A 21,534-nucleotide genomic window follows, 5' to 3' on the forward strand; every position below is an offset into this window, starting at 1 on the left:
GATGATGATTCTGCCGTATCGCTACATGCGGCTCGGAGACCTTGTCAGGGTGAGAAGCGTATGGTGCTCAAAATCGTTAGAACCGTCTGGCCGGTGATGCTTACCTATGTTGCAATAGGCGCGCCGTGCGGAATGATCATGGGGCAGACGGGAATGGAGCCCTGGATGGTCTTTGCTCTGAGCAGCACGTTTGTGACGGGCAGCGGGCAGTTTATGATCTGCAACCTGTGGCTGGCGGGTGTGCCTGCAGCATCGATCGTCGCGAGCGTCGCCGCCGTCTCCTCGCGTTTTGCGCTTTACTCGGCATCGATCGCGCCGCATCTGACGGGTGCCTCGAAGTGTCAGACGCTGGCTGTTGCCGCGACACTTACCGAGGAGGCATACGGCATCTCGCTTGCCAAGTTGGTTGAAGGGGAGGATTGGGGCCCGCGTGAGTCCTTCGTGCTCAACGTGATCCTTATCGCAACATGGGGCGTTTCGTGTACGACGGGCGCCATCGTCGGCGCCGTTGTCGATGTTCCCACCGCCATTGCAGCCTTTGTCTGCACCTCACTCTTTATCTGCCTGCTCTTTTCGCAGCGGCTGTCGCGCGGCAATGTCGTGGCTGCTGTTATGGCTGCGGTGTCTGTCGCCATATGCAAGTTCTTGGGCCTCACGAATATTGCCGTGCCGGCAAGCGTCGTGGCCGGCATTGCCATTGCGTTGGCGTGCGATGCTGTATTTGACGGAAGAGGTGCCCGCGATGCCCGTTAACGAGTTCTTGGTTCTGTGGCTGTCGTCGTGGGCTGCTATCGTGTTCTTTCGCATCGCGCCGGCGTTCGCCTTGCGCGGGCGGACCCTGTCGCCCCGTATTACCGAGGCCCTGGGCTATATCCCGCCCGCTGCCTTTGCCGCGCTGGTCGCCAACGACTTGGTGAGCCCCGGCGCGTTCGACGCGGGACTCTGGCCTGCCTTGGTTCCCTGGATTGCGGCCGCCGGCGTCGTGGTCGTGGCGGTCAAGACAAAATCGATGCTGTGGTGCTGCGTCTCGGGCATCGTACTCTATATCGTCTTGAGCCTTATATAGGGGTGGCGTCGCGGGCGCCGAATCTCGTTCCATCCCAACTTGTCGAATTTTTCACCGAGCTGGTCTATTTCTTCTGGTACCATGGTCAAACTTTACTGTAGCAAAGCATGACGTGGGCTTTTGTTCCGCGTCAGCGGAAATGGGGGTTTCATGGCACAGGAAGCGACTGCCAACGAGCAAAAGAAATTCAAGGTTCCGCGCATCCCGGGCGACATCATGATCTATCCGATGATCGTCGGTCTTTTGCTCAACACCTTCTGCCCGCAGGTTTTTGAGATCGGCGGCTTCTTTACGGCTGCCTGCCGCGGTGGCTCCAATACCATCGTCGCCGCGATCCTGCTGTTCGTGGGCGCCGGCATCAGCTTTAAGTCCACGCCGGGCGCCATCAAGACCGGTATCGTCGTGCTGATTCCCAAGCTGGTCGTCGCAGCGGCTCTCGGCCTAGGCGTGGCATATTTCTTTAACGACAACTTCCTGGGTCTGAGCTCCGTGTCTATCATCGGCGGCATTACGTTTTGCAACATGGCGCTCTATACGGGCATCATGGGCGAGTTCGGCGATGAGTCCGAGCAGGGCGCCGTCGGTATCCTGTTCTTTACGGCCGGCCCCGCCGTCACGATGATCATCCTTGGTGTTTCGGGTCTTGCCAACATCCCTGTCGGTACTATCATCGGCTCCATTTTGCCGCTCGTTATCGGCATGGTTCTGGGCAACCTGTTCCCGTTTATCAAGAACCTGCTGGTTCCCGGTTCCAACCCTGCGATTGCCGTCATCGGATTTCAGCTTGGCGCGTCCATGAGCCTGTCGAGCTTTATCACCGGCGGTATTTCCGGCATCTTGCTGGGCCTTGTCACGCTGTTTGTCGTCGGTCCCATCACCTTTGCGTTCGAGCGCCTGTGCGGTGGTAACGGCAAGGCTGCCGTGGCTTGTTCCACCATCGCCGGCACGGCTATGACCACGCCGGTTGCTCTCGCCGAGGTCGCGCCGCGCTACGCCGAGCTTGCGCCCACCGCGTACGCCCAGATCGCCACTGCCGTTATCATCACGGCAATCATGGCTCCGATTCTGACCGGCTGGGTCGACAAGAAGTTCTGCCAGGGCAAGGAGGACCTGTCGCCTGCCGGTGTCGAGGCCATCGAGGAGGCCGTCGCGACCGACATCGATGGCGAGTAACGGCCGTTACCGATAATTGATTCCGGCGTGCAATTCGCGCCGTCCGAGCGCCCGAACAGAAACTGTTTTGCAGTGATGTTCGGGCGCTTTGCTATGATTCCCTTTACCCCTGCGGAGTAAAGGGGTGTTTATTGCCCTGATTTGAATTGGGCGATTCTGACCATTCGGATATTGAAGGGATGGCGTCTAGTGGTTAAGGCACTCAAGATTGAGATATTCCTGCTATGCATGATTGTTCTTATCGGGCTTGCCGCGCGAAGTCGTCGCTCCTTGTTCTCGAGCACCCTGCAGCTATTGTTTAGCATGCTTGGCTACACCTCTGCCGCGTACATATTATTCGATATGATCTGGACGCTTTCGGATGGTGCGGACGGCACGTTGGGTATTGCTGCCAACTGGATTTCCAACGCGGTTTCGTTTTCGCTCTTTGCCATCGCGTGTCTCATTTGGTTTATCTATTCCGAGACGATGCAGGGCTCTCGCCTTGTGACCTCGCGCTATAGGGTGGTGCTTGTAACGTTGCCTACGGCTCTGGTGGTCGTGCTGGCTTTTACCAGTTACTGGACGCACGCCTTGTTCTATATCGATTCGCAGGGCGTGTATCGTCGCGGCTTTGCCTATATGATCCAGCCCATTGTCAGCTACTGTTACGTTATACATACGTCCCTGCATGCGTTTGTGCAATCTCGCAGGGTCGAGAGCCTGCAGACGAAGGCTATCTATCGAACCTTGGCATTTTTCGCCATTCCGGCCCTGGTGGGCGGTACCTTTCAGATCGTATACTCGGTGCCTGGCCTTTGTGTCGGCATAATGATTAGCATGTTGCTGCTCTACATTATCTGCCAGGAGCAGCTCATCTCGACCGACCCGTTGACTGGCCTCAACAATCGCAACCGTTTTGAGACCTATATCCTGTCGCTCTTCTCAAATGTGGATCAGGCCGAAGATGTGTATCTGCTCATGATGGACGCCGACGGCTTTAAGCAGATTAACGATCGCTATGGACATGTGGAGGGCGACCATGCTCTTCAGGTTATATCCGCTGCGCTCAAAGAGGTCTGCTCGGCGTCTGGTGGCTTTATCGCACGCTACGGTGGCGATGAGTTCGTGGTGCTCCAAAAGGCAGTGGCGGAATGGGATATCATGCATCTGTGCGCGACAATCAACGACGAGCTCGCGCATGCCGAGGTGCCGTATGCATTGCGGATGTCCATCGGTTACGCGCGGGTCGGCGATAGTGTTGATACCTGGCAAGACTTACTTCGCGCTGCCGATGCGGAGCTTTACCGCGTCAAGGCCGAGAAAAAGAAAGCTGGCGTTCAGATACGCTAGGAAAAGGGGCGCACGACCGCATTGATGGTCGTGCGCCCCTATTGCGTTGGCGGGATTAGTAGCGGCTGTCGAAGATGCGCCTCGTCTTTTTCTTGGAACGAGGCAGTTCGCTAGGCCTTTTTGGGCTTGTTTACGATGATGATGCCGCCGCAAACCAACAGTAGGGCAACGATGACGGTAACGGGGCTCGTGCCCGCGCCTTCGCCGAGCAGCAGCGCGCTCAGCAGCACACCAAAGACGGGGTTCATAAACCCAAAGACCGAGACGCGGCTGACGGGGTTGACGGCAAGCAGGCGCGACCACAGCGAGTAGGCGACCGCGGAGATAAGCGCCATGTAGATGATGAGCGCGATGGCGGGGGCAATCGCCGTGGGGGAGAGCGCGCCACCCATCAAAAAGCCGATGGCGGTGAGGACAAGGCCGCCGACCAAGAACTGCCACCCGGCAAGCAAGACGCCGTCGTGCTCGCGCGAGAAGATGCCAATCAGGCAGGTCGAAAGGGCACCCGCGACGGTGGAGGCTAGGATAAAGCCCTCGCCATCGAGCCTGAAGCCAAAGGTGCCATCCGCGCCCGAAAGGTTGACGAGAGCGACGCCGGCAAAGCCCAGCGCACAGCCAAGCACCTTGGCCGTATTGAGCTTCTCGGTGCGAAACGCCAGGGCGGCAAAGAGGATTGCGAGGAAGTTGGCGCTGGCCTCGATGATGGAGCTCGACATGGCGCTGGCGCGCGAGAGGCCCAGATAGAAAAAGAAGTACTGCCCGATAGTCTGGAAGAGCGACAAGACAAAGATGGGCTTGATGTCGCGAGCCTGCGGAATGAGGGGGCGGCGTTGGGCCGCACTCATCCCAACGATAACCAGGGCGCCGGCAAGCGTGAAGCGCAAGCCCGCAAAGAGCAGCTGCGAGGCGCTATCGTGCGCTGGGATACCAAAGAGTGCGTAACCGATCTTGATACAGGGAAAGGCCGATCCCCAGAGTGCACAGCAGACGAGGCAGCCCAGGATGAGTCCGGGCAGGGTGGCGAGATACGGCTTGCGGCTTTCCATGATGTCCTTCCTACATGCGCGAAGCAAAAAAGAACCCGCCACCGGATGTGCCGGTGGCGGGTGTTGTTACCCGAAGGGATTGTACCCGATGGGAAAGGTTTAAGCGAAGTAGGCCACGCCGCTCTCAAAGATCGGCATGAACTTATCGCCGGGGACATGCTCGGGCACGTTGCGGTACAGGTTGTCGCCGCGACGCTCGGCATGGCCCATCTTGCCCAGGACGCGGCCGTCGGGGCTCGTGATGCCCTCGATGGCGAGTGCGGAGCCGTTGGGGTTGACGGAAAGGTCCATGCTGGGCTTGCCGTTCTCGCCCACGTACTGCGTGGCGACCTGGCCGTTGGCGATCAGCTGGGCGAGCACTTCGTCATTGGCGACAAAGCGGCCCTCGCCGTGGCTGATGGCGACGGTGTAGGGGTCGTCCAGGCTGCACTGCGACAGCCACGGGGACAAGTTGGACGAGATGCGGGTGCGCACCAGACGGCTCTGGTGGCGACCGATGGTGTTGAACGTCAACGTGGGCGCATCGGGCGTGGCGTCGACGATGTCGCCGTAGGGCACCAGGCCGAGCTTGATCAGGGCCTGGAAGCCGTTGCAGATGCCCAGCATCAGGCCATCGCGGGCCTTGAGCAGGTCGCGGACTGCCTCGGTGACCTCGGGAGCGCGGAAGAACGCCGTGATGAACTTGGCAGAGCCGTCGGGCTCGTCGCCGCCCGAGAAGCCGCCGGGGATCATAACGATCTGGCTTGCACGGATGCGGCGGGCAAGCTCGTGGGTGCTCTCGGCGACGGCCTCGGGCGTGAGGTTGTTGATCACGAAGGTGTCGGCCTCGGCACCGGCGGCACGGAAGGCGCGGGCGCTGTCGTACTCGCAGTTGTTGCCGGGGAACACGGGGATGATCACGCGCGGGCGGGCGATCTTGGCGCCGCCGTACACGTGGATATCCTTGGCGCGGAAGTCGATGGTCTCGACCTCGGGGGTCTCGCCGGCGCTGCGGTAGGCGAAGACGCCCTCGATGCCGCTCTCCCAGGCCTCCTGGAGCTCGGCGAGCTCGATGACCTCGGAGCCGGTGTCGATGACATAGCCCTCGACGGTGGTGCCCAGGGGCTCGACGACAACGCCGTCGGCGACCTCGGGCAGCTCGGCGTCCTCGGCGAGCTCGACGATAAAACTGCCGTAGAGCGGGGTGAAGAGGCTCTCCACGTCTACATCCTCGGCAAGCTCGATACCGATCTGGTTACCGACGCACATCTTAAAGAGGCTCTCGGCGCCGCAGCCGTAGCCGGGCGTGGATATGGCCAGGGCGTTGCCGGTAGCAGTGAGCGCCTCGACGGCGTCAAACGCGGCGAGCAACTGCTGGGCTTCGGGACGGTAGTCCTCGCCATAGGTGGCGGGGGCGATGCGGACGACGCGGTGCGTGAGGCCCTTGAACTCGGGCGAGACGGCGCGGGCGGCCTTGCCCACGGCGACGGCGAAGCTGATCAGGGTCGGCGGAACGTTGAGCTCGCCGGTCTCGTCCTCAAACGAACCGCTCATGGAGTCCTTGCCGCCGATGGCGCCGGCACCCAGGTCGACTTGGGCCATGAGGGCGCCCAGGACGGCTGCCGTGGGCTTGCCCCAGCGCTCGGCCTCGGTGCGCAGACGCTCGAAGTACTCCTGGAAGGAGAGATAGGCGCGCTTGTGCTCAAAGCCGGCAGCCACGAGCTTGGCGATGGACTCGACCACGGACAGGTAGGCGCCCGCAAACTGGTCGGCCTCCATCAGATAGGGGTTGAAGCCCCATGCCATGGCACTCGCCGTGGTGGTCTCGCCGTCCACGGGGAACTTGGCGACCATGGCCGAGCTGGGGGTGAGCTGCGTCTTGCCGCCAAAGGGCATGAGCACGGTCGCGGCGCCGATGGTGGAGTCGAAGCGCTCGGAAAGGCCCTTGTTGGAAGCGACGTTGAGGTCGGTGACGAGCGAGGCCATGCGCTCGGCGAGCGTGGTGCCGGCCCAGCTGGGCTGCCACACGCTACGGGCGCACACGTGGGCGACCTGGTGCTTGGGTGCGCCGTTGGAGTTGAGGAACTCGCGGGACAGGTCGACGATAGCGACGCCGTTCCAGGCCATGCGCATGCGCGGCTCAGCGGTAACCTCGGCGATAACGGTCGCCTCCAGGTTCTCCTCGGCGGCGTAGCCCATGAACTCCTCGACGTCACCGTCGGCGACGGCGCAAGCCATGCGCTCCTGGGACTCGGAGATAGCGAGCTCGGTGCCGTCTAGGCCGTCGTACTTCTTGGTCACGGTGTCCAGGTCGACATACAGGCCGTCGGCAAGCTCGCCTACGGCGACCGAGACGCCGCCGGCGCCAAAGTCGTTGCAGCGCTTGATCAGACGGCAGGCATCGCCGCGGCGGAACAGACGCTGCAGCTTGCGCTCGACCGGAGCGTTGCCCTTCTGGACCTCGGCGCCCGAGGTTTCGATGGACTCGGTGTTCTGAGTCTTGGAGGAGCCGGTGGCGCCGCCGATGCCGTCACGGCCGGTGCGGCCGCCCAGCAGGATGATCTTGTCGGTGGGGGCGGGGCACTCGCGGCGCACGTGGTTTGCCGGGGTAGCGCCCACGACGGCGCCGACCTCCATGCGCTTGGCCACGTAGCCGGGGTGATAGAGCTCGTTGATCTGACCGGTGGCAAGGCCGATCTGGTTGCCGTAGCTGGAGTAGCCAGCGGCGGCAGTAGTCACGAGCTTGCGCTGCGGCAGCTTGCCCTCGAGCGTCTCGGAAACCGGGACGGTGGGGTCGCCGGCGCCGGTGACGCGCATGGCCTGGTACACATAGCTGCGGCCCGAGAGCGGGTCACGGATAGCGCCGCCCACGCAGGTGGCGGCACCGCCGAAGGGCTCGATCTCGGTCGGGTGGTTGTGGGTCTCGTTCTTAAACAGGAACAGCCAGTCCTGGTCCTCGCCGTCGACATCGACCTTCACCTTGACGGTGCAGGCGTTGATCTCCTCGGACTCGTCGACATCGGTCATGACGCCGGTCTTCTTAAGGTACTTGGCGCCGATGGTGCCCATGTCCATGAGGCAGACGGGCTTGGCGTCGCGGCCGAGTTCGTGGCGCATCTCCATGTAGCGGTCGAAGGCTTGCTGCACCACGGCGTCGTCGATCGTCACGTCGTCCAGGACGGTGCCGAAGGTGGTGTGGCGGCAGTGGTCGGACCAGTAGGTGTCGATCACGCGGATCTCGGTGATGGTGGGGTCGCGGTCCTCATCGCGGAAGTACTGCTGGCAGAAGGCGATGTCTGCCTCGTCCATGGCAAGGCCGCGATCGGCGATAAAGGCGGCAAGGCCGGCCTCGTCGAGCTCGCGGAAGCCGTCGAGCACCTCGACGGGCTGGGGCTCGGGGGTCTCCATGTACAGCGTCTCGGGCAGGTCGAGCGAGGCGATGCGTGCCTCGACGGGGTTCACCACGTAGTGCTTGATGGCATCGATGGCGGCCTCGTCCAGAGCGCCCGAGATCATATAGACCTTGGCGGAGCGCACGGCGGGGCGCTCGCCCTGGCTGATGAGCTGCACGCACTCGCTGGCGGAGTCGGCGCGCTGGTCAAACTGGCCAGGCAGGAATTCGACGGCAAAGACGGCGCCATCGCTTGCGGGGAGTTCGTCGTAGGTCACATCGACCTGGGGCTCGCTAAAGACGGTCGGCACGCAGGAGCGGAAAAGCTCCTCGTCGATGCCCTCGACGTCGTAGCGGTTGATGATCCTCAGGGCCTCGATGCCCTTGATGCCGAGAATTTCGGTCAGCTCGCCCTTGAGCTGCTGAGCCTCGACGTCGAACCCGGGTTTCTTCTCCACGTAGATACGAGAGACCATTGGTTCCTGCCTTCCTGATCGGTTGGGCGTACGGTACGGTATGCGGCAGCGGTCGGTTTGCGGGGTCTGCCCTGCGGTCGCCTTGAGCCACATGTTTGTAAACCTCACTATGATACGACAGCTCGCGGCGCGTTGAGGACGGCGAGGATGCTACAGTGAAGCGCAAACAAGAGAAAGGCATCACATGGCATTCGTTTCGCTCGCCATCATCGCACTCGTGGCCTTTGCGAGTCCTTTTATCGCCTCGGCGATTCCCGGAAAACCCGTTCCTGAGACGGTCTTTTTGCTCGTGCTCGGCGCGGTGCTGGGACCTCATATGCTCGGCGTCATCCATGTAGATGCCGAGGTCTCGCTTGTGTCCGAGCTGGGCCTGGCCTTCTTGTTCCTGCTTGCCGGCTTTGAGATCGACCCCAAGAGCATCACGGGCGTCGAGGGACGCTACGGCTTGGCGACGTGGGTCGTCACGTTTGGTATCGCCTGGCTTGCCGTGCGCTTTACCCCGTGGTTCTCGGTCAGTCATTTCGACGGTATCGCCGTGACGCTTGCCCTCACTTCGACGGCGCTCGGTACGCTCGTGCCCATCATGCGTGAGCGCTCGCTCACCGGCACGCGCGTGGGCGACTCGATTCTCGCGTATGGCACCTGGGGTGAGCTCGGCCCTGTGCTTGCCATGTCGGTGCTGCTGTCTGCCCGCACCGGCATCCAAACGCTTGTAATCCTTGGCTTGTTTGCGGTGGTCTGCGTGTTGCTGGCCGTGGTCCCGAGCCGCTCCAAGCGCGTCGGCAGCCGCTTCTTTGCGTTTGTCGAGGAACGCGCCGATACCACGTCGCAGACCTTCGTGCGCCTGACGGTGCTCATCCTGGTCACGCTCGTGGCATTCTCGGCTGTCTTTGATCTCGACATCGTGTTGGGTTCTTTTGCCGCCGGCTTTGTCCTGCGCTATATCATCCCCGAGGGCAACCATACGCTCGAGACCAAGCTCGACGGTCTGGCCTACGGTTTTTTGATTCCGGTGTTCTTTACCGTATCGGGCGCAAAGATCGATCTGACGGCCGTGGCGTCGCGCCCGGGTCTGCTCGTGGGCTTTATCGTGGCGTTGTTGATTATTCGTGCCGTGCCCATTCTTATTTCCATGAGCATTTGTCCTGCGACGCGCGATGTGTCGGCGTATGGTCGCATTACCGTGGCCCTGTACTGCACCACGGCCCTGCCGATCATCGTTGCCGTTACGAGCGTTGCCGTCAACGCGGGTGCGCTGTCGCAAGATATTGCGTCGGTCATGGTTGCCGCCGGTGCCATCACGGTGTTCTTGATGCCATTGCTCGCGCAGCTCTTCTACCGCGTGGTCGACGCCGCACCGGTCGCCGCCGTGGCAGAGGTTGCCGAGCATCCATCCGATGCGCTTGACATCCTGCGCGCCCATCACGACCTAGCGAGCTTGCTCGCGCGCGAGCATGAGCTGCTGACTTCGCATGGCCATGGTCGCGTATTCGAGGGCCTGCCTACGCTCGATACGATTGCCGAGCGTCTTTCCGCCGAGGCGGCGAGCGGCCACATCGATGCCCGTATTGTGGACGCGGCGCACCTGCTTGCCGATAAGACCTATGGAGACGAGGTCGACCCGTCCGAGCTGACCCCGCGTGAGCGTCGCCGCCTGGAGCGCGCCAAGCTCGCCGTGCGCGAATACCGCCGCCGCATGCTGGAGCTCTATGCAAGAGAAGAAGCCGAGGACGACGACGGCAAGTAGTCGATACTCTCTCGGGGAAGCCGCGTCCCGCTTTGAAGGCTCGGAACGGGATGTGGTTTCCGAAACGGGGGCCGTTGGGAAACTGTGTCCCGGAATGGGCGCTCAGAGTGGGATGCAGTTTCCGCGAGAGATCCGTTGCGGAAACGGTATCCCAGAATCGGCGTTCAAAACGGGGCGCTCTTTCCGAAACATGGCCCTGAGGGAAGCTGCGTCCCGGTCTGAGTCGGAATTCCGGGACACAGCTTCCCTTTCAAACAGAAGAAGGCGCGCTGCCTGCAGTTGATGCAGACGGCGCGCCTTCTTTGTTGGACTATGTTGAGGCTGGGAGCTGAGGCTTGTGGTCCCTTAAGAGCGGGCGGCTCCGTCGACGGGGAGCACGGCGCCCGTGACATAGGAGGACATGTCGCTCGCCAGGAAAACAAAGGCGTTGGCGACATCCTCGGGCTCGCCCATGCGACCCAGCGGAATGGTGGCGACGATGGGCTTAATAACCTCTTCAGGCAGGTTGGCGACCATGTCGGTTTTGGTTACACCGGGTGCTACGGCATTGACGCGAATGCCCATGGGGGCGAGCTCGCGCGAGAGCGACTGGACCATGCCGTTGACGGCAAACTTGGACGTTGGATAGCCGACGCCAGAGGGCTGGCCGTACTTGGCAACCATCGAGCTCGTGGTGGTGATGGTGCCGCCGTGGCCGGCCTCGGTCATGATCTTGGCGGCAGCTTGGTGGCCATTAAAGACGGCGACGACGTTAAGGTCCATGACCTTTGCGAACTCCTCGGCCGTGTAGTCCAAGAGGGGTGAACGCTGGGAGATACCGGCATTGTTGACGACCGTGTCCAAGCCGCCCATGTCGGCTGCAGCCTGGGTAAAGGCCTCGGTCACGGCTTCGAGTGAGGTGAGGTCGCAGGAGCGGCCCCAGACCTTGGCGTCGGGATAGGCGGCTGTCAGCTTCTCAACGGCCGCATCGGCGGTCTCCTGACGCGAGCCAAAGACGGTGACGGCGGCGCCTTCCTCGATAAAACGGCAGGCGATGGCATAGCCGATACCGCGCGTGCCTCCGGTGATGATTGCTTTCTTGCCCTCGAGCAACATGGTATTTCCTCTCATCGCGGGCGGACATTCGCAGCACAGCGTAGCCGTAACTGGAATCGGCCGTGTTTGCATATCGGTGAACGGTAGCCCGCGTTACCGATGAGCGGCTCGCGCAAATGTGCTCTGCCGTTGTGCTTAGGGCAGGAGACAAAAGGGCTCCCGTCCCGCATCGGACGGGAGCCCTCAAAGCGTGTATTGCTAGGCGAGCGTTGAGCTAGTTCGCCATGACGCCTTCGGTCCAAGCCTCAACGTCCTCGATGCGCAGGACGTTGGCGACCTCGGCTACGCAGTCGACGCTGGCAAGCTCGGCGGTGGCAGCCTGGACGTCCTTCTCGAGCGCGCGGTGCGTCAGGAAGATGACCGAGCAAGTATCGCTGGCGCCCGACTTGCCGTCCTCGACCTGGTTGATGAGCGAGATCGAGATGTTGTGCTTGGCAAAGATGTCGACCGTCTCGGACAGGGCACCCACGCGGTCGGCGACCTTCAGGCGCACATAGTACTTAGTCTGGAGCTCGTCCATGGGCTTAAAGGCGAGGTTGTGACCATAGGGCTCAATCTCGGGCAGCGGAGCCACGCCGCGGCTGATCTGCTCGGAGAGCGACAGGATATCGCCCACGACGGCGCTCGCGGTGGGGAAGGAGCCTGCGCCGGCACCGTAGAACATGGTTTCGCCCACGGCGTCACCCACCACGTAGACGGCGTTCATGGCGCCGTTGACCTTGGCGAGCATATGGTCTGCCGGGATGAGCGTGGGATGCACGCGGACGTCGACGCCGGCGTCGGTGTTGCGTGCGATGCCCAGCAGCTTGATGGTGTAGCCGAGCTCGCGGGCCTGGGCGATGTCCTCGGCGCCGATGGTACGGATACCCTGCTGGTAGACATCGTCGGTGGTCACGCGGGTGCCAAAGCCGATGGAAGCGAGGATTGCCGTCTTGCTGGCGGCGTCGAAGCCGTCGACGTCGGCGGACGGGTCGGCCTCGGCATAGCCCTTGGCCTGCGCGTCGGCAAGCACATCGGCGTAATCGGCGCCCTCGGCGTCCATGCGCGACAGGATATAGTTGGTGGTACCGTTGAGAATGCCGGCGATGGTCAGGATCTTGTTGCCCACCAGGTCGTGCTCGAGCGTGCTCACGATGGGGATGCCACCGCCACAGCTGGCCTCGCACTTAATCTGCACGCCGCACGCGCGCGCCTTCTCGGCGAGCGTCTCGACATGACGGCCCAGCAGGGCCTTGTTGGCAGAGACGACGTGCTTGCCGTGCTCAAAGGCAGTGGTGAAGATCTCGGTTGCGGGATGCTCGCCGCCGATCAGCTCGACGACGATATCGACGGCGGGGTCGGTGACGACGTCATGCCAGTCACTCGTAAAGGCCTCGCGCTCAATACCGGCTGCCTCGGCTTGCTCCCAAGCAAGCGCGCAGGCGCGGGTCAGCTTAAGGTCGATGCCGTAGGCTGCCAGGTACTCATCGTGGTGGCTCTTGATCAGGCGGGCCACGCCGCCGCCGACGGTTCCCAGACCGATGAGGCCGACGTTCACGGTGCGCAGGGGTTCGCTCATAGATAGCTCCTTCGTGCATCTTATGGATGGATTAACCGCTTAAAGGTTGAGTGCATTCTAGCGTGAACCGAGGGCGCGTGCTCGCCAGGCAACAGGAGTCGCACAAAACGGCACCCCCGAAACGCTGCGGAAACATTGGAAACATGCTCGCTACAAACGAACTTCCGCAACAAACTGTCAACGTTTGCACCATAAGGTTTGCCCTGTACCGCAAGACGGCCGCACCGCGGCCAGCGAAAAGGGGGACACCATGTTTAGCATCAACAACGTACTTAACCGCAGGAGTTTCCTTGTCGGAGCCACGCTTATTTTTGCCCCGATCTATTACACCCCAGCGTCCGTTTTGCTCAAGAACGCCAAGGACATGAGCTACGACATGACACTAATGGGTGTCGACGGCATGGACAGCCTATGTGATCCAGGACGGCAAGTACATCGCTTCCTAAGTGCGCATAAAGCACGACCGGTGAGGCTGTTTTATTTAAGGCAGGTATGCTTGTAACAGAACGGAAACATTACTTTTACATAATAAAGTGGCAATACTGTATAAAGTAATAGAAATACGCAGAATTATGGATAAATCAACAAATCCAAAGAAAAGTTGAAATAATCGCCACTTTCCTTAACTAAAGCGTCTAGTATTTTGCGAACGCCGAACACGGCGAAGGATGGCCTGTCGGGTAACCGAAACCCGACGAGATTTGAGAGGAGAGCCGCATGTCGAGCCTCACCGGTAAGTCATTGAACCCTGTTATGAATCGCAGGAGCGTTATCGCGAGCGCAGCAGGTCTGGGGGCGATGTCCATTCTAGCCGGTTGCTCCTCCAACGGCGGCGACAGCGGTTCCGCTTCGGGCGACGCTTCGTTTAAGATCGGCACCATCGGCCCGCTGACCGGCGCCAACGCGTCCTACGGCAAGTCCGTTACCCAGGGTGTCGAGCTTGGCTGCAAGGATTTCTCGACCAAGGAGCTGCCGCTTGCCAGCAAGGCCGAGGATGACCAGGCCGATGGCGAGAAGGCCGTCAACGCCTTCAACACCCTGCTCGACTGGGGCATGCAGGCCCTCGTCGGTCCGACCACCACGGGTGCGTCGGTTGCCGTTGCCGCAGAGTGTGGTAACGACCCCAAGACGTTCATGATCACCCCGTCCGCGTCCTCCGAGGACGTCACCGACGGCAAGGATTGCGTCTTCCAGGTTTGCTTCACCGACCCCAACCAGGGTGTCAACGCTGCCAAGTTCCTGGCGCAGAAGTATGCGGACGAGAAGTTCGTGCTGTTCTATAACTCCGGCGACGCCTATTCTTCGGGCATCGCAGATTCCTTTAAAGCCCAGGCCGCTGAGTCCAAGCTCGAGATTGTTGACGAGGAGACCTTTAAGGACGACTCCGCCACGAGCTTTACCAACCAGCTGACCAAGGCCAAGCAGGCCGGCGCCACCATGATCTTTGCGCCGATCTACTATACGCCGGCGTCCGTCCTGCTCAAGAACGCCAAGGACATGGGCTACGACGTCAAGATGATGGGCTGCGACGGTATGGACGGCATCCTGGGCGTTGAGGGCTTCGATACCTCTCTTGCTGAGGGTCTGCTGCTCATGACCCCGTTCTCTGCCGACGACGAGAAGAACGCCGACTTCGTCAACGCCTACAAGGATAAGTACGGCGATACCCCCGACCAGTTTGCCGCCGACGCCTACGACGGCGTGCACGCGGTGGCCGAGGCCGTCAAGGAGGCCGGTCTTGGTGTCGACGCCGACCCGACCGAGGTCGCCGAGAAGCTGTCCAAGGCTATGCTCAAGATTACCGTTGATGGTCTGACCGGCAAGCTCACCTGGAACGATAAGGGCCAGGTCCAGAAGGAGCCCACGGCGTACGTCATCACCGACGGCAAGTACGTACAGGCCTAATTGGCCGCCTTACATAGAGCGGTTTTGATCCCAAGCAGGGGAGGTTTTGGCCTTCCCTGCTTGCTTGGTATCTAGGGACAGTGTAACGTCCCTGTTTCATACATCAACTGGAAACCTATTCGAAAGGGGGATGTGGAACATGACGGTCTTTATCCAATACCTGGTCAACGGCCTGTCCATGGGCAGCGTCTACGCCATCATCGCGTTGGGCTACACCATGGTCTACGGTATCGCCAAGATGCTGAACTTCGCTCACGGCGACGTCATCATGGTCGGTGCCTATGTCTCGTTCTGTGCCACGTCGTATCTCGGCCTCCCGGGCTGGGCATCTGTAATTCTCTCTTGTGTGGTCTGTACCGTTCTCGGTGTTCTTATCGAGGGCCTGGCATACAAGCCGCTGCGCCAAGCAGGCCCGCTGGCCGTTCTGATCACGGCCATCGGCGTGTCTTACTTCCTGCAGAACGCCGCGCAGCTTCTGTGGGGCGCCACGCCCAAGAACTTCACTTCGCTCGTCACCTTCCAGGTGCCGGAGTTCTTGGCCAAGTTCAACGTAAGCGCCGTCTCGCTCGTCACCATCGTCGCCTGCCTGGTTATCATGGCCGGCCTGATGTTCTTTACAGGTAAGACCAAGATGGGCAAAGCCATGCGCGCCGTGTCCGAGGACAAGGCTGCCGCTCAGCTCATGGGCATCAACGTCAACCGCACTATTTCGATGACGTTTGCCATCGGCTCCGCCCTTGCCGCCATCGCCGGTGTTCTCCTGTGCTCCTACTCGCCGGTCCTGCAGCCCACCACGGGCGCCATGCCTGGCATCAAGGCCTTCGATGCCGCTGTTTTCGGCGGCATCGGCTCCATCCCCGGTGCCTTTGTCGGTGGCATTCTCATCGGCATCATCGAGGCGATGGCGCAGGCCTACATTTCCACGAGCCTTGCCAACTCCATCGTCTTTGGTGTTTTGATCATCGTCCTGCTCGTCAAGCCTGCCGGCCTCTTGGGCAAGTACGTCCCCGAGAAGGTGTAGGTGAGCGTTATGAAGTTTCTTAAAGACAAACAGACGCGTCACGACTTTGTTACGTATGCCATGTGCCTTGTGGCGTTCGCCATCGTGTTCTTTATGCAGTCTAACCACATGATCCCGCGTATGATTGCCGGTCAGCTGGTTCCCATCACGGCCTATATCGTCATGGCCATCTCCCTTAACCTCGTCGTCGGCATCGCAGGCGACCTGTCGCTGGGCCACGCGGGCTTTATGAGCGTCGGTGCCTACACGGGCATCGTCACCGCGGTCGCCCTTGAGAGCGCCGTTCCGTCCGATCCGGTGCGCCTTATCATCAGTATCGTGGTCGGCGCCATCGCTGCCGCCATCCTGGGCTTCTTGATTGGCATCCCGGTCCTTCGTCTGAGCGGCGATTACCTGGCTATCGTGACGCTGGCCTTTGGCGAGATTATCAAGGAGATCGTCACCTGCCTCATTGTGGGCGTCGATTCCCGCGGCCTGCATGTGATCTTTAACATCACGGGTAACTCCACGATCGATGACCTGCACCTGCTCGAGGACGGCACCGCCATCATCAAGGGCGCCCAGGGCGCCTCGGGCGTGTCGACGTACTCGACCTTCCTCGCCGGTGCCATCCTGGTCATGGTCGCACTCGTGATCGTGCTCAACCTGGTTCGCAGCCGTACCGGCCGTGCCATTATGGCCGTGCGCGACAACAAGATCGCTGCCGAGTCTGTGGGCATCTCCGTCACCGAGTACCGCATGATCGCCTTCGTGGTTTCCGCTGCCCTCGCCGGTGCTGCCGGAGCTCTCTTCGGCGGTAACTTCTCGCAGCTCTCCGCCACCAAGTTCGACTTCAACACGTCCATCCTCATCCTGGTGTTCGTGGTCCTGGGCGGTCTGGGCAATATGCGCGGCTCCGTCATCGCGGCGGCATTGCTCACGGTGCTTCCCGAGCTGCTCCGTCAGTTCTCGGACTACCGCATGCTCATCTACGCCATCGTGCTGATCTTGGTCATGATCTTTACCAACAACCCGCAGCTCAAGGCGTTCTTCGGTCGCGTCAAGGATCGCTTTGCTTCCAAGAAGGAGGTGGCAGCCGATGCCCAGTAAATTTGAGTTCAACAAGGGCAAGATGGTCCCGTATCCTTCTGGCGCCATCGTTCCCGACCGCGACCTGGGCCAACGCCCTGCACTCGAGTGCATCCACCTGGGCATTGAGTTCGGTGGCCTTAAGGCGGTCGACGACTTTAGCCTGACTATCGGCAAGACCGAGATCGCCGGTCTGATCGGCCCCAACGGTGCCGGTAAGACCACGGTCTTCAACCTGCTCACCAAGGTGTATCAGCCCACGCACGGCACCATCCTGCTCGACGGTGAGGACACCTCGGGCAAGTCGGTCTATCAGGTCAACCGCATGGGTATTGCCCGTACCTTCCAGAACATTCGTCTGTTCAACACCATGACGGTGGAGGATAACGTTAAGGTCGGCCTGCACAACCAGGAGCGCTACTCCGGCTTTGAGGGCGTGCTGCGCCTGCCGACGTATTGGAAGCACGAGAAGGCTGCTCACGAGCGCGCCATGGAGCTGCTGTCCATCTTTGATATGGAGCATCTGGCAAACGAGCAGGCCGGATCGTTGCCTTACGGCGCTCAGCGTCGTTTGGAGATCGTCCGCGCGCTTGCCACCAACCCCAAGCTACTGCTGCTCGACGAGCCTGCCGCCGGCATGAACCCGTCCGAGACCGCGGAGCTCATGGAGAACATCGTCAAGATTCGCGACACCTTTGGCATTGCCATCATGCTTATCGAGCATGATATGTCGCTCGTCATGAATATTTGCGAGGGTATCTGCGTGCTCAACTTTGGTAAGGTTATCGCCAAGGGCACGGCAGAGGAAATCCAGAACAACGACGCCGTTATCGAGGCGTATCTGGGTAAGCAGGATAAGGGGGAGAACTAAATGGCAGAGCCGATGCTTTCCGTCTACAACATCAACGTCTGGTACGGCGCCATCCACGCCATCAAGGACATCTCCTTTAACGTTAACGAGGGCGAGATCGTGGCCTTGATTGGTGCCAACGGTGCCGGCAAGTCCACAACGCTCAAGACCATCTCGGGCCTGCTGCGCTCCAAGACCGGCTCCATCAAGTTTATGGGCGAGGACATTACCCATACGCCCGCCGACAAGCTGGTTGGTAAGGGCCTGGCTCAGGTTCCCGAGGGTCGTCGCGCCTTTTTGCAGATGACGGTTGAGGAGAACCTGGAGATGGGCGCCTACACGCAGCCCAAGTCCACGGTGGCTCCGGGCCTCGAGCGCGTCTACGAGCAGTTCCCGCGCCTGAAGGAACGCCGTCGCCAGGTCGCCGGCACCCTTTCGGGCGGTGAGCAGCAGATGCTTGTTATGGGGCGCGCTCTTATGAGTAACCCCAAACTGCTTATGCTCGACGAGCCTTCCATGGGTCTGGCGCCGATTCTGATTGAGCAGATCTTCCAGATTGTCGAGGACCTGCACAAGGCCGGCACCACGGTGCTTCTGGTCGAGCAAAACGCACAGATGGCTCTTTCCATCGCCACGCGCGGCTACGTGCTCGAGACCGGCAAGATCACCATGACCGGCACGGGCCAAGAACTCCTGCACGACGATAACGTGCGTAAGGCCTATCTGGGCGGTTAGGCGGTTCCGCCGTTCTACCGAACGGCGGACCAGTCGACGCTGCGCGGGCGCCAGAGCGACAACTTGTCATTCAAAGAGGGCGGCATGACCAGAAGGTCTATGCCGCCCTCTTTTCATGCCAATTTATTCGCTCTGGCGCCCGCTCGCTGTCGGTCCTCTGCCTGCGGCGTTACTTTGGTTCTGCCCCCTTTATGTTGCGGTGGAATAGGGACTAGATGGGAGCCTCAGAGGCCAAAACAGTCCCTATTCCACCGCAACTTCATGGGGATGTGTGACAATGCCCGTCGGAAAACATCTGCTGTCTTTGGGGGTCTATCTATGCTGTACGAGTTTTGTGCCGAGAACTTTGAGCGGGTGCCGGCGGCTATCGATGCCGGTGCAAGGCGTATCGAGCTGTGCGACAACCTTGCCGTTGGTGGCACCACGCCTTCGGCCGGCGTTATCAGCGCTACGACCAACTATGCCCACGAGCACGATGCACGGGTGATGTGCATGATTCGCCCGCGTGGCGGCGACTTTCACTACAACCAGGACGAGCTGCGTATGATGGAGATGGACCTGGGCCTTGCCGTGAGCGCCGGCGTTGACGGCTTGGTCTTTGGCTGCTGCAAGCCCTGCGCTGGCGGATGGGCGCTCGACGAACTTACGCTTGGCGCCCTCGTGATGGCCGCGGGCTGCGCGCCCGAGGAATGTAAGCGTGAGCCCATCGACATTACCTTCCACATGGCATTTGACCAGCTCTCGCCCGAGGCTCAGCTCGACGCGATTGACATACTCGCCGACTGCGGCATCACACGCATCCTCACGCATGGCGGCGCTGCCGGTACGTCGATCGAGGATAATTTCGATCACCTGGCTCGTTTAATCGAGTATGCGGGCGATCGTTTGACCATCCTTCCCGGCGGCGGCATCACTACGGCAAATCGCGACGCGGTCGCGGCGGCGCTAGGCGTCTCCGAGCTCCATGGCACCAAGATCGTGCCGCTGGAGGTATAACCCGTGGCGCTGGTATTTGACGTTCAGCAGGCGAGCGGTAAGCCCGACGATAATCGTCGCCCTGGCACCGCGTGCCCCTTTTGCGACACGGAGGGGCTTGCCAACATCATCCAGCGCGATGGTGACTGCATCTGGCTCGAGAATAAGTTCAAGACATTGCGGGCCACACGTCAGACCGTATTGATCGAGTCTGCCAATCACGACGCCGACCTGGTGACCTATGAACCGGATGAGCTGCATCATGTGATGCGGTTTGCCCTGGGCTGTTGGCAGCAGATGATCGATTCCCAACAGTACCGCAGTGTGCTCATGTACAAGAACAAAGGCCCGCTTTCGGGCGGCAGCCTCGTCCATCCGCACATGCAGATTGTGGGTTTGGAGCAGGAAGACGGCTATGCTTCGCTGACTTCTGCCAATTTCGAAGGCATCAATGTCTGGCGACAGGGGAGAATCGCGGTCAACATCTCAACCGAACCGATCATGGGGTTCTTTGAGATTAACGTTTCAGCCCCGCAGGGAATCGCCGCCAGCGATGACACGAGAGACCAAGCCGAGGCGGATCTCTTCGCCGACGCAATCCAGGTAGCTCTGCGCTATATCTTGCACGAGCACCATGGCGGTCGTGCAGAGTCGTACAACCTGTTCTTCTATCACATGAGCGGCCGGACCATTGCCAAGGCGCTTCCACGTTGGGTGGTTTCACCCTACTTTGTCGGGTATCGGCTGGCTCAGGTCAATGCTGAGACCACGCTCGATGTCGATGCGGAGCGACTCCGCGCACATCTGGAGGCGCTCACATCGTAAAGTGAGCGCCCGCACACTGCGGACGGTTTAGCGCGCCATTGCATCGCGGCCGGCCTCGACGCGCTTGCGCTGGGCGGCGCGCTCCTCGCCGGTCAGACGCTCAAAGAAGTGCCCGATAAGCGAGGCGAGCACCTGCTGAAACAACGTTCCACACATGACGGGAAACACAACTTCGCCCGGAAAGTATTGCGTGGCGATGACGGCGCCCGAAGAGATATTGCGCATGCCGCAGGTAAAGCACATGGTGGTCGTTTCGCTATATGGCAGATGCAGCGCGCGGGCGACCAGAATGCCCACGACAAAACCGCTGATGGCGAACACCAGAATAAAGAGGGCGACTTCCAGGCGCACCGCGTTCATGTGTAGCACGTACTCGCTCATGGCGGTGGAGTTGGACGCGATGACGCCCATCATCATAAATTTGCAGGCGGGCGAGAGCGCGGGGGAGAGTTTCTCGTGTCCCCAGCCGTGCGTGAGCTCGTTGATCACGATGCCGAGCACGGCGGGGATGGCAATCATAAAGGCCATGTTCTGCATCATGCTCGGAACATCGATTGCGACGGTGGCGCCCAACAGGAGCTTGAGCGTGAGCGGAATCGTCACGGGCGATATAACCGAGGACGTCAGGATGATGGTGAGCGCGAGCGGGCCGTTGCCGCCGAACATGCTGATCCACATAAAGGCAGTGACTGCCACGGGTACGCTGTACTCGAGCACGATGCCGCAGACAAGGTTGGGGTTGGAACCAAAGAACAACGATCCCATGGCATAGGCCGCGATGGGAATAAGCGCCGCCGAGACAAATAACGCCAAAATCAGATGCAGGGGACGGTGGAACACCTCAGCCACCTGGTGGAAGGTGTTGCTGAGCGCGCCTTGGAACGTCATAAAGGCAAACAGGGTGGGAACGATGGGCTTGAGAACGCCGATCTGCTGAGGAAAGAGCACGCCGAGCGCCACGCAAATCGGAACGATGGCCTGCATATGTCCTGCGAGAAATTTGCCCAGTCCAACCCATTGCTTCATATGCTCTTGTGACTCCCTTTGCTCGTGAATCCGTTTTGAATGGATATGCTAGACGCTCGCATGCGTCCGTGTGGCTGAAACGCTCGATTATTTCGAGGCTATTACCGCCCTCGTTTATCGAAACCACGGCGTGCTGGATGTTGTGCGTCCGCGCTGCACGGTATAATAAATCCGTTCAACAGATCTGCCTGCCGAAGCGGGCATACACAGAGGACTCATCGCTATGAACCGTGAGAGGTATCGCGGCGACCTGCCCCTATCAGGGG

The 21,534-nt window shown here is 60.7% G+C and carries 18 protein-coding genes; 13 read left to right on the forward strand and 5 right to left on the reverse strand.

Annotated elements, in window-relative coordinates; all coding sequences use genetic code 11:
• Nucleotides 1–96: 96 nt before the first annotated feature.
• From AAAX35_RS02650 to AAAX35_RS02665, 4 genes are all read left to right on the forward strand, one after another.
• Complete coding sequence (locus AAAX35_RS02650; protein WP_196032218.1) at nt 97–753, forward strand: AzlC family ABC transporter permease; 657 nt, start codon at nt 97–99, stop codon at nt 751–753.
• Nucleotides 743–1,066: an AzlD domain-containing protein gene (locus tag AAAX35_RS02655; RefSeq protein ID WP_349116659.1), complete on the forward strand. Its 324-nt coding sequence runs from the start codon at nt 743–745 to the stop codon at nt 1,064–1,066. Before AAAX35_RS02650 ends, AAAX35_RS02655 begins: the two co-directional genes overlap by 11 nt.
• A gap of 150 nt (nt 1,067–1,216) precedes the next feature.
• Nucleotides 1,217–2,239, forward strand: coding sequence for a 2-keto-3-deoxygluconate permease (locus AAAX35_RS02660; RefSeq protein ID WP_195544283.1), 1,023 nt, complete (start codon nt 1,217–1,219; stop codon nt 2,237–2,239).
• Between the two features lie 189 nt (nt 2,240–2,428).
• Nucleotides 2,429–3,571: a diguanylate cyclase gene (locus AAAX35_RS02665; RefSeq protein WP_349116660.1), complete on the forward strand. Its 1,143-nt coding sequence runs from the start codon at nt 2,429–2,431 to the stop codon at nt 3,569–3,571.
• 110 nt (nt 3,572–3,681) lie between these two features.
• Here AAAX35_RS02665 and AAAX35_RS02670 read toward each other — a convergent pair whose 3' ends face one another.
• A complete protein-coding gene (locus AAAX35_RS02670; RefSeq protein WP_226790398.1) occupies nt 3,682–4,617 on the reverse strand; it encodes a DMT family transporter in 936 nt (311 codons plus the stop codon).
• A gap of 99 nt (nt 4,618–4,716) precedes the next feature.
• Nucleotides 4,717–8,463, reverse strand: a complete 3,747-nt coding sequence (locus tag AAAX35_RS02675) for a phosphoribosylformylglycinamidine synthase (protein WP_349116661.1) — start codon at nt 8,461–8,463, stop codon at nt 4,717–4,719.
• 184 nt (nt 8,464–8,647) lie between these two features.
• Here AAAX35_RS02675 and AAAX35_RS02680 point away from each other — a divergent pair, with 184 nt between their 5' ends.
• The gene (locus AAAX35_RS02680) at nt 8,648–10,210 is read left to right on the forward strand and encodes a cation:proton antiporter (protein ID WP_006234446.1); all 1,563 of its coding nucleotides are present in this window, start codon (nt 8,648–8,650) and stop codon (nt 10,208–10,210) included.
• Nucleotides 10,211–10,555: 345 nt separating this feature from the next.
• Here AAAX35_RS02680 and AAAX35_RS02685 read toward each other — a convergent pair whose 3' ends face one another.
• Both AAAX35_RS02685 and AAAX35_RS02690 read right to left on the reverse strand, forming a co-directional pair.
• Complete coding sequence (locus AAAX35_RS02685) at nt 10,556–11,305, reverse strand: SDR family NAD(P)-dependent oxidoreductase (protein WP_138340724.1); 750 nt, start codon at nt 11,303–11,305, stop codon at nt 10,556–10,558.
• Between the two features lie 214 nt (nt 11,306–11,519).
• Nucleotides 11,520–12,863, reverse strand: a complete 1,344-nt coding sequence (locus tag AAAX35_RS02690) for a homoserine dehydrogenase (protein ID WP_138340725.1) — start codon at nt 12,861–12,863, stop codon at nt 11,520–11,522.
• A 250-nt stretch (nt 12,864–13,113) separates the two neighbouring features.
• Here AAAX35_RS02690 and AAAX35_RS02695 point away from each other — a divergent pair, with 250 nt between their 5' ends.
• From AAAX35_RS02695 to AAAX35_RS02730, 8 genes are all read left to right on the forward strand, one after another.
• Complete coding sequence (locus AAAX35_RS02695; RefSeq protein ID WP_230318676.1) at nt 13,114–13,365, forward strand: hypothetical protein; 252 nt, start codon at nt 13,114–13,116, stop codon at nt 13,363–13,365.
• 215 nt (nt 13,366–13,580) lie between these two features.
• The gene (locus tag AAAX35_RS02700; protein ID WP_035137075.1) at nt 13,581–14,768 is read left to right on the forward strand and encodes an ABC transporter substrate-binding protein; all 1,188 of its coding nucleotides are present in this window, start codon (nt 13,581–13,583) and stop codon (nt 14,766–14,768) included.
• A 139-nt stretch (nt 14,769–14,907) separates the two neighbouring features.
• The gene (locus tag AAAX35_RS02705; RefSeq protein WP_117582912.1) at nt 14,908–15,789 is read left to right on the forward strand and encodes a branched-chain amino acid ABC transporter permease; all 882 of its coding nucleotides are present in this window, start codon (nt 14,908–14,910) and stop codon (nt 15,787–15,789) included.
• Nucleotides 15,790–15,798: 9 nt separating this feature from the next.
• Complete coding sequence (locus AAAX35_RS02710; RefSeq protein WP_117821257.1) at nt 15,799–16,878, forward strand: branched-chain amino acid ABC transporter permease; 1,080 nt, start codon at nt 15,799–15,801, stop codon at nt 16,876–16,878.
• A complete protein-coding gene (locus tag AAAX35_RS02715) occupies nt 16,868–17,728 on the forward strand; it encodes an ABC transporter ATP-binding protein (RefSeq protein WP_089573307.1) in 861 nt (286 codons plus the stop codon). Before AAAX35_RS02710 ends, AAAX35_RS02715 begins: the two co-directional genes overlap by 11 nt.
• Before the next feature lie 12 nt (nt 17,729–17,740).
• Entirely contained in the window at nt 17,741–18,442 is a 702-nt protein-coding gene (locus AAAX35_RS02720; RefSeq protein WP_117563737.1) for an ABC transporter ATP-binding protein, read from the forward strand.
• Between the two features lie 318 nt (nt 18,443–18,760).
• Nucleotides 18,761–19,438, forward strand: coding sequence for a copper homeostasis protein CutC (locus tag AAAX35_RS02725; RefSeq protein ID WP_349116662.1), 678 nt, complete (start codon nt 18,761–18,763; stop codon nt 19,436–19,438).
• Between the two features lie 3 nt (nt 19,439–19,441).
• Nucleotides 19,442–20,242 carry a DUF4931 domain-containing protein gene (locus AAAX35_RS02730; RefSeq protein ID WP_349116663.1) on the forward strand — a complete coding sequence of 267 codons (801 nt, stop codon included), beginning with the start codon at nt 19,442–19,444 and terminating at the stop codon, nt 20,240–20,242.
• Nucleotides 20,243–20,269: 27 nt separating this feature from the next.
• On the opposite strand, the gene AAAX35_RS02735 is transcribed toward AAAX35_RS02730, so the two are convergent.
• Nucleotides 20,270–21,268 (reverse strand): bile acid:sodium symporter family protein, encoded by a 999-nt coding sequence (locus tag AAAX35_RS02735; RefSeq protein WP_349116664.1) that lies wholly within the window; start codon nt 21,266–21,268, stop codon nt 20,270–20,272.
• Nucleotides 21,269–21,534 lie beyond the last annotated feature (266 nt).

This window comes from Collinsella sp. CLA-ER-H11 (assembly GCF_040092445.1).
Taxonomy (GTDB): domain Bacteria; phylum Actinomycetota; class Coriobacteriia; order Coriobacteriales; family Coriobacteriaceae; genus Collinsella.

Coding starts and splice junctions, on each gene's coding strand:
- AAAX35_RS02655 (WP_349116659.1), top strand. CDS start 743: ATGCCCGTTAACGAGTTCTTGGTTCTGTGGCTGTCGTCGTGGGCTGCT.
- AAAX35_RS02735 (WP_349116664.1), bottom strand. CDS start 21,268: ATGAAGCAATGGGTTGGACTGGGCAAATTTCTCGCAGGACATATGCAG.
- AAAX35_RS02720 (WP_117563737.1), top strand. CDS start 17,741: ATGCTTTCCGTCTACAACATCAACGTCTGGTACGGCGCCATCCACGCC.
- AAAX35_RS02685 (WP_138340724.1), bottom strand. CDS start 11,305: ATGTTGCTCGAGGGCAAGAAAGCAATCATCACCGGAGGCACGCGCGGT.
- AAAX35_RS02680 (WP_006234446.1), top strand. CDS start 8,648: ATGGCATTCGTTTCGCTCGCCATCATCGCACTCGTGGCCTTTGCGAGT.
- AAAX35_RS02725 (WP_349116662.1), top strand. CDS start 18,761: ATGCTGTACGAGTTTTGTGCCGAGAACTTTGAGCGGGTGCCGGCGGCT.
- AAAX35_RS02675 (WP_349116661.1), bottom strand. CDS start 8,463: ATGGTCTCTCGTATCTACGTGGAGAAGAAACCCGGGTTCGACGTCGAG.
- AAAX35_RS02660 (WP_195544283.1), top strand. CDS start 1,217: ATGGCACAGGAAGCGACTGCCAACGAGCAAAAGAAATTCAAGGTTCCG.
- AAAX35_RS02705 (WP_117582912.1), top strand. CDS start 14,908: ATGACGGTCTTTATCCAATACCTGGTCAACGGCCTGTCCATGGGCAGC.
- AAAX35_RS02715 (WP_089573307.1), top strand. CDS start 16,868: ATGCCCAGTAAATTTGAGTTCAACAAGGGCAAGATGGTCCCGTATCCT.
- AAAX35_RS02650 (WP_196032218.1), top strand. CDS start 97: ATGCTTACCTATGTTGCAATAGGCGCGCCGTGCGGAATGATCATGGGG.
- AAAX35_RS02700 (WP_035137075.1), top strand. CDS start 13,581: ATGTCGAGCCTCACCGGTAAGTCATTGAACCCTGTTATGAATCGCAGG.
- AAAX35_RS02695 (WP_230318676.1), top strand. CDS start 13,114: ATGTTTAGCATCAACAACGTACTTAACCGCAGGAGTTTCCTTGTCGGA.
- AAAX35_RS02710 (WP_117821257.1), top strand. CDS start 15,799: ATGAAGTTTCTTAAAGACAAACAGACGCGTCACGACTTTGTTACGTAT.
- AAAX35_RS02690 (WP_138340725.1), bottom strand. CDS start 12,863: ATGAGCGAACCCCTGCGCACCGTGAACGTCGGCCTCATCGGTCTGGGA.
- AAAX35_RS02670 (WP_226790398.1), bottom strand. CDS start 4,617: ATGGAAAGCCGCAAGCCGTATCTCGCCACCCTGCCCGGACTCATCCTG.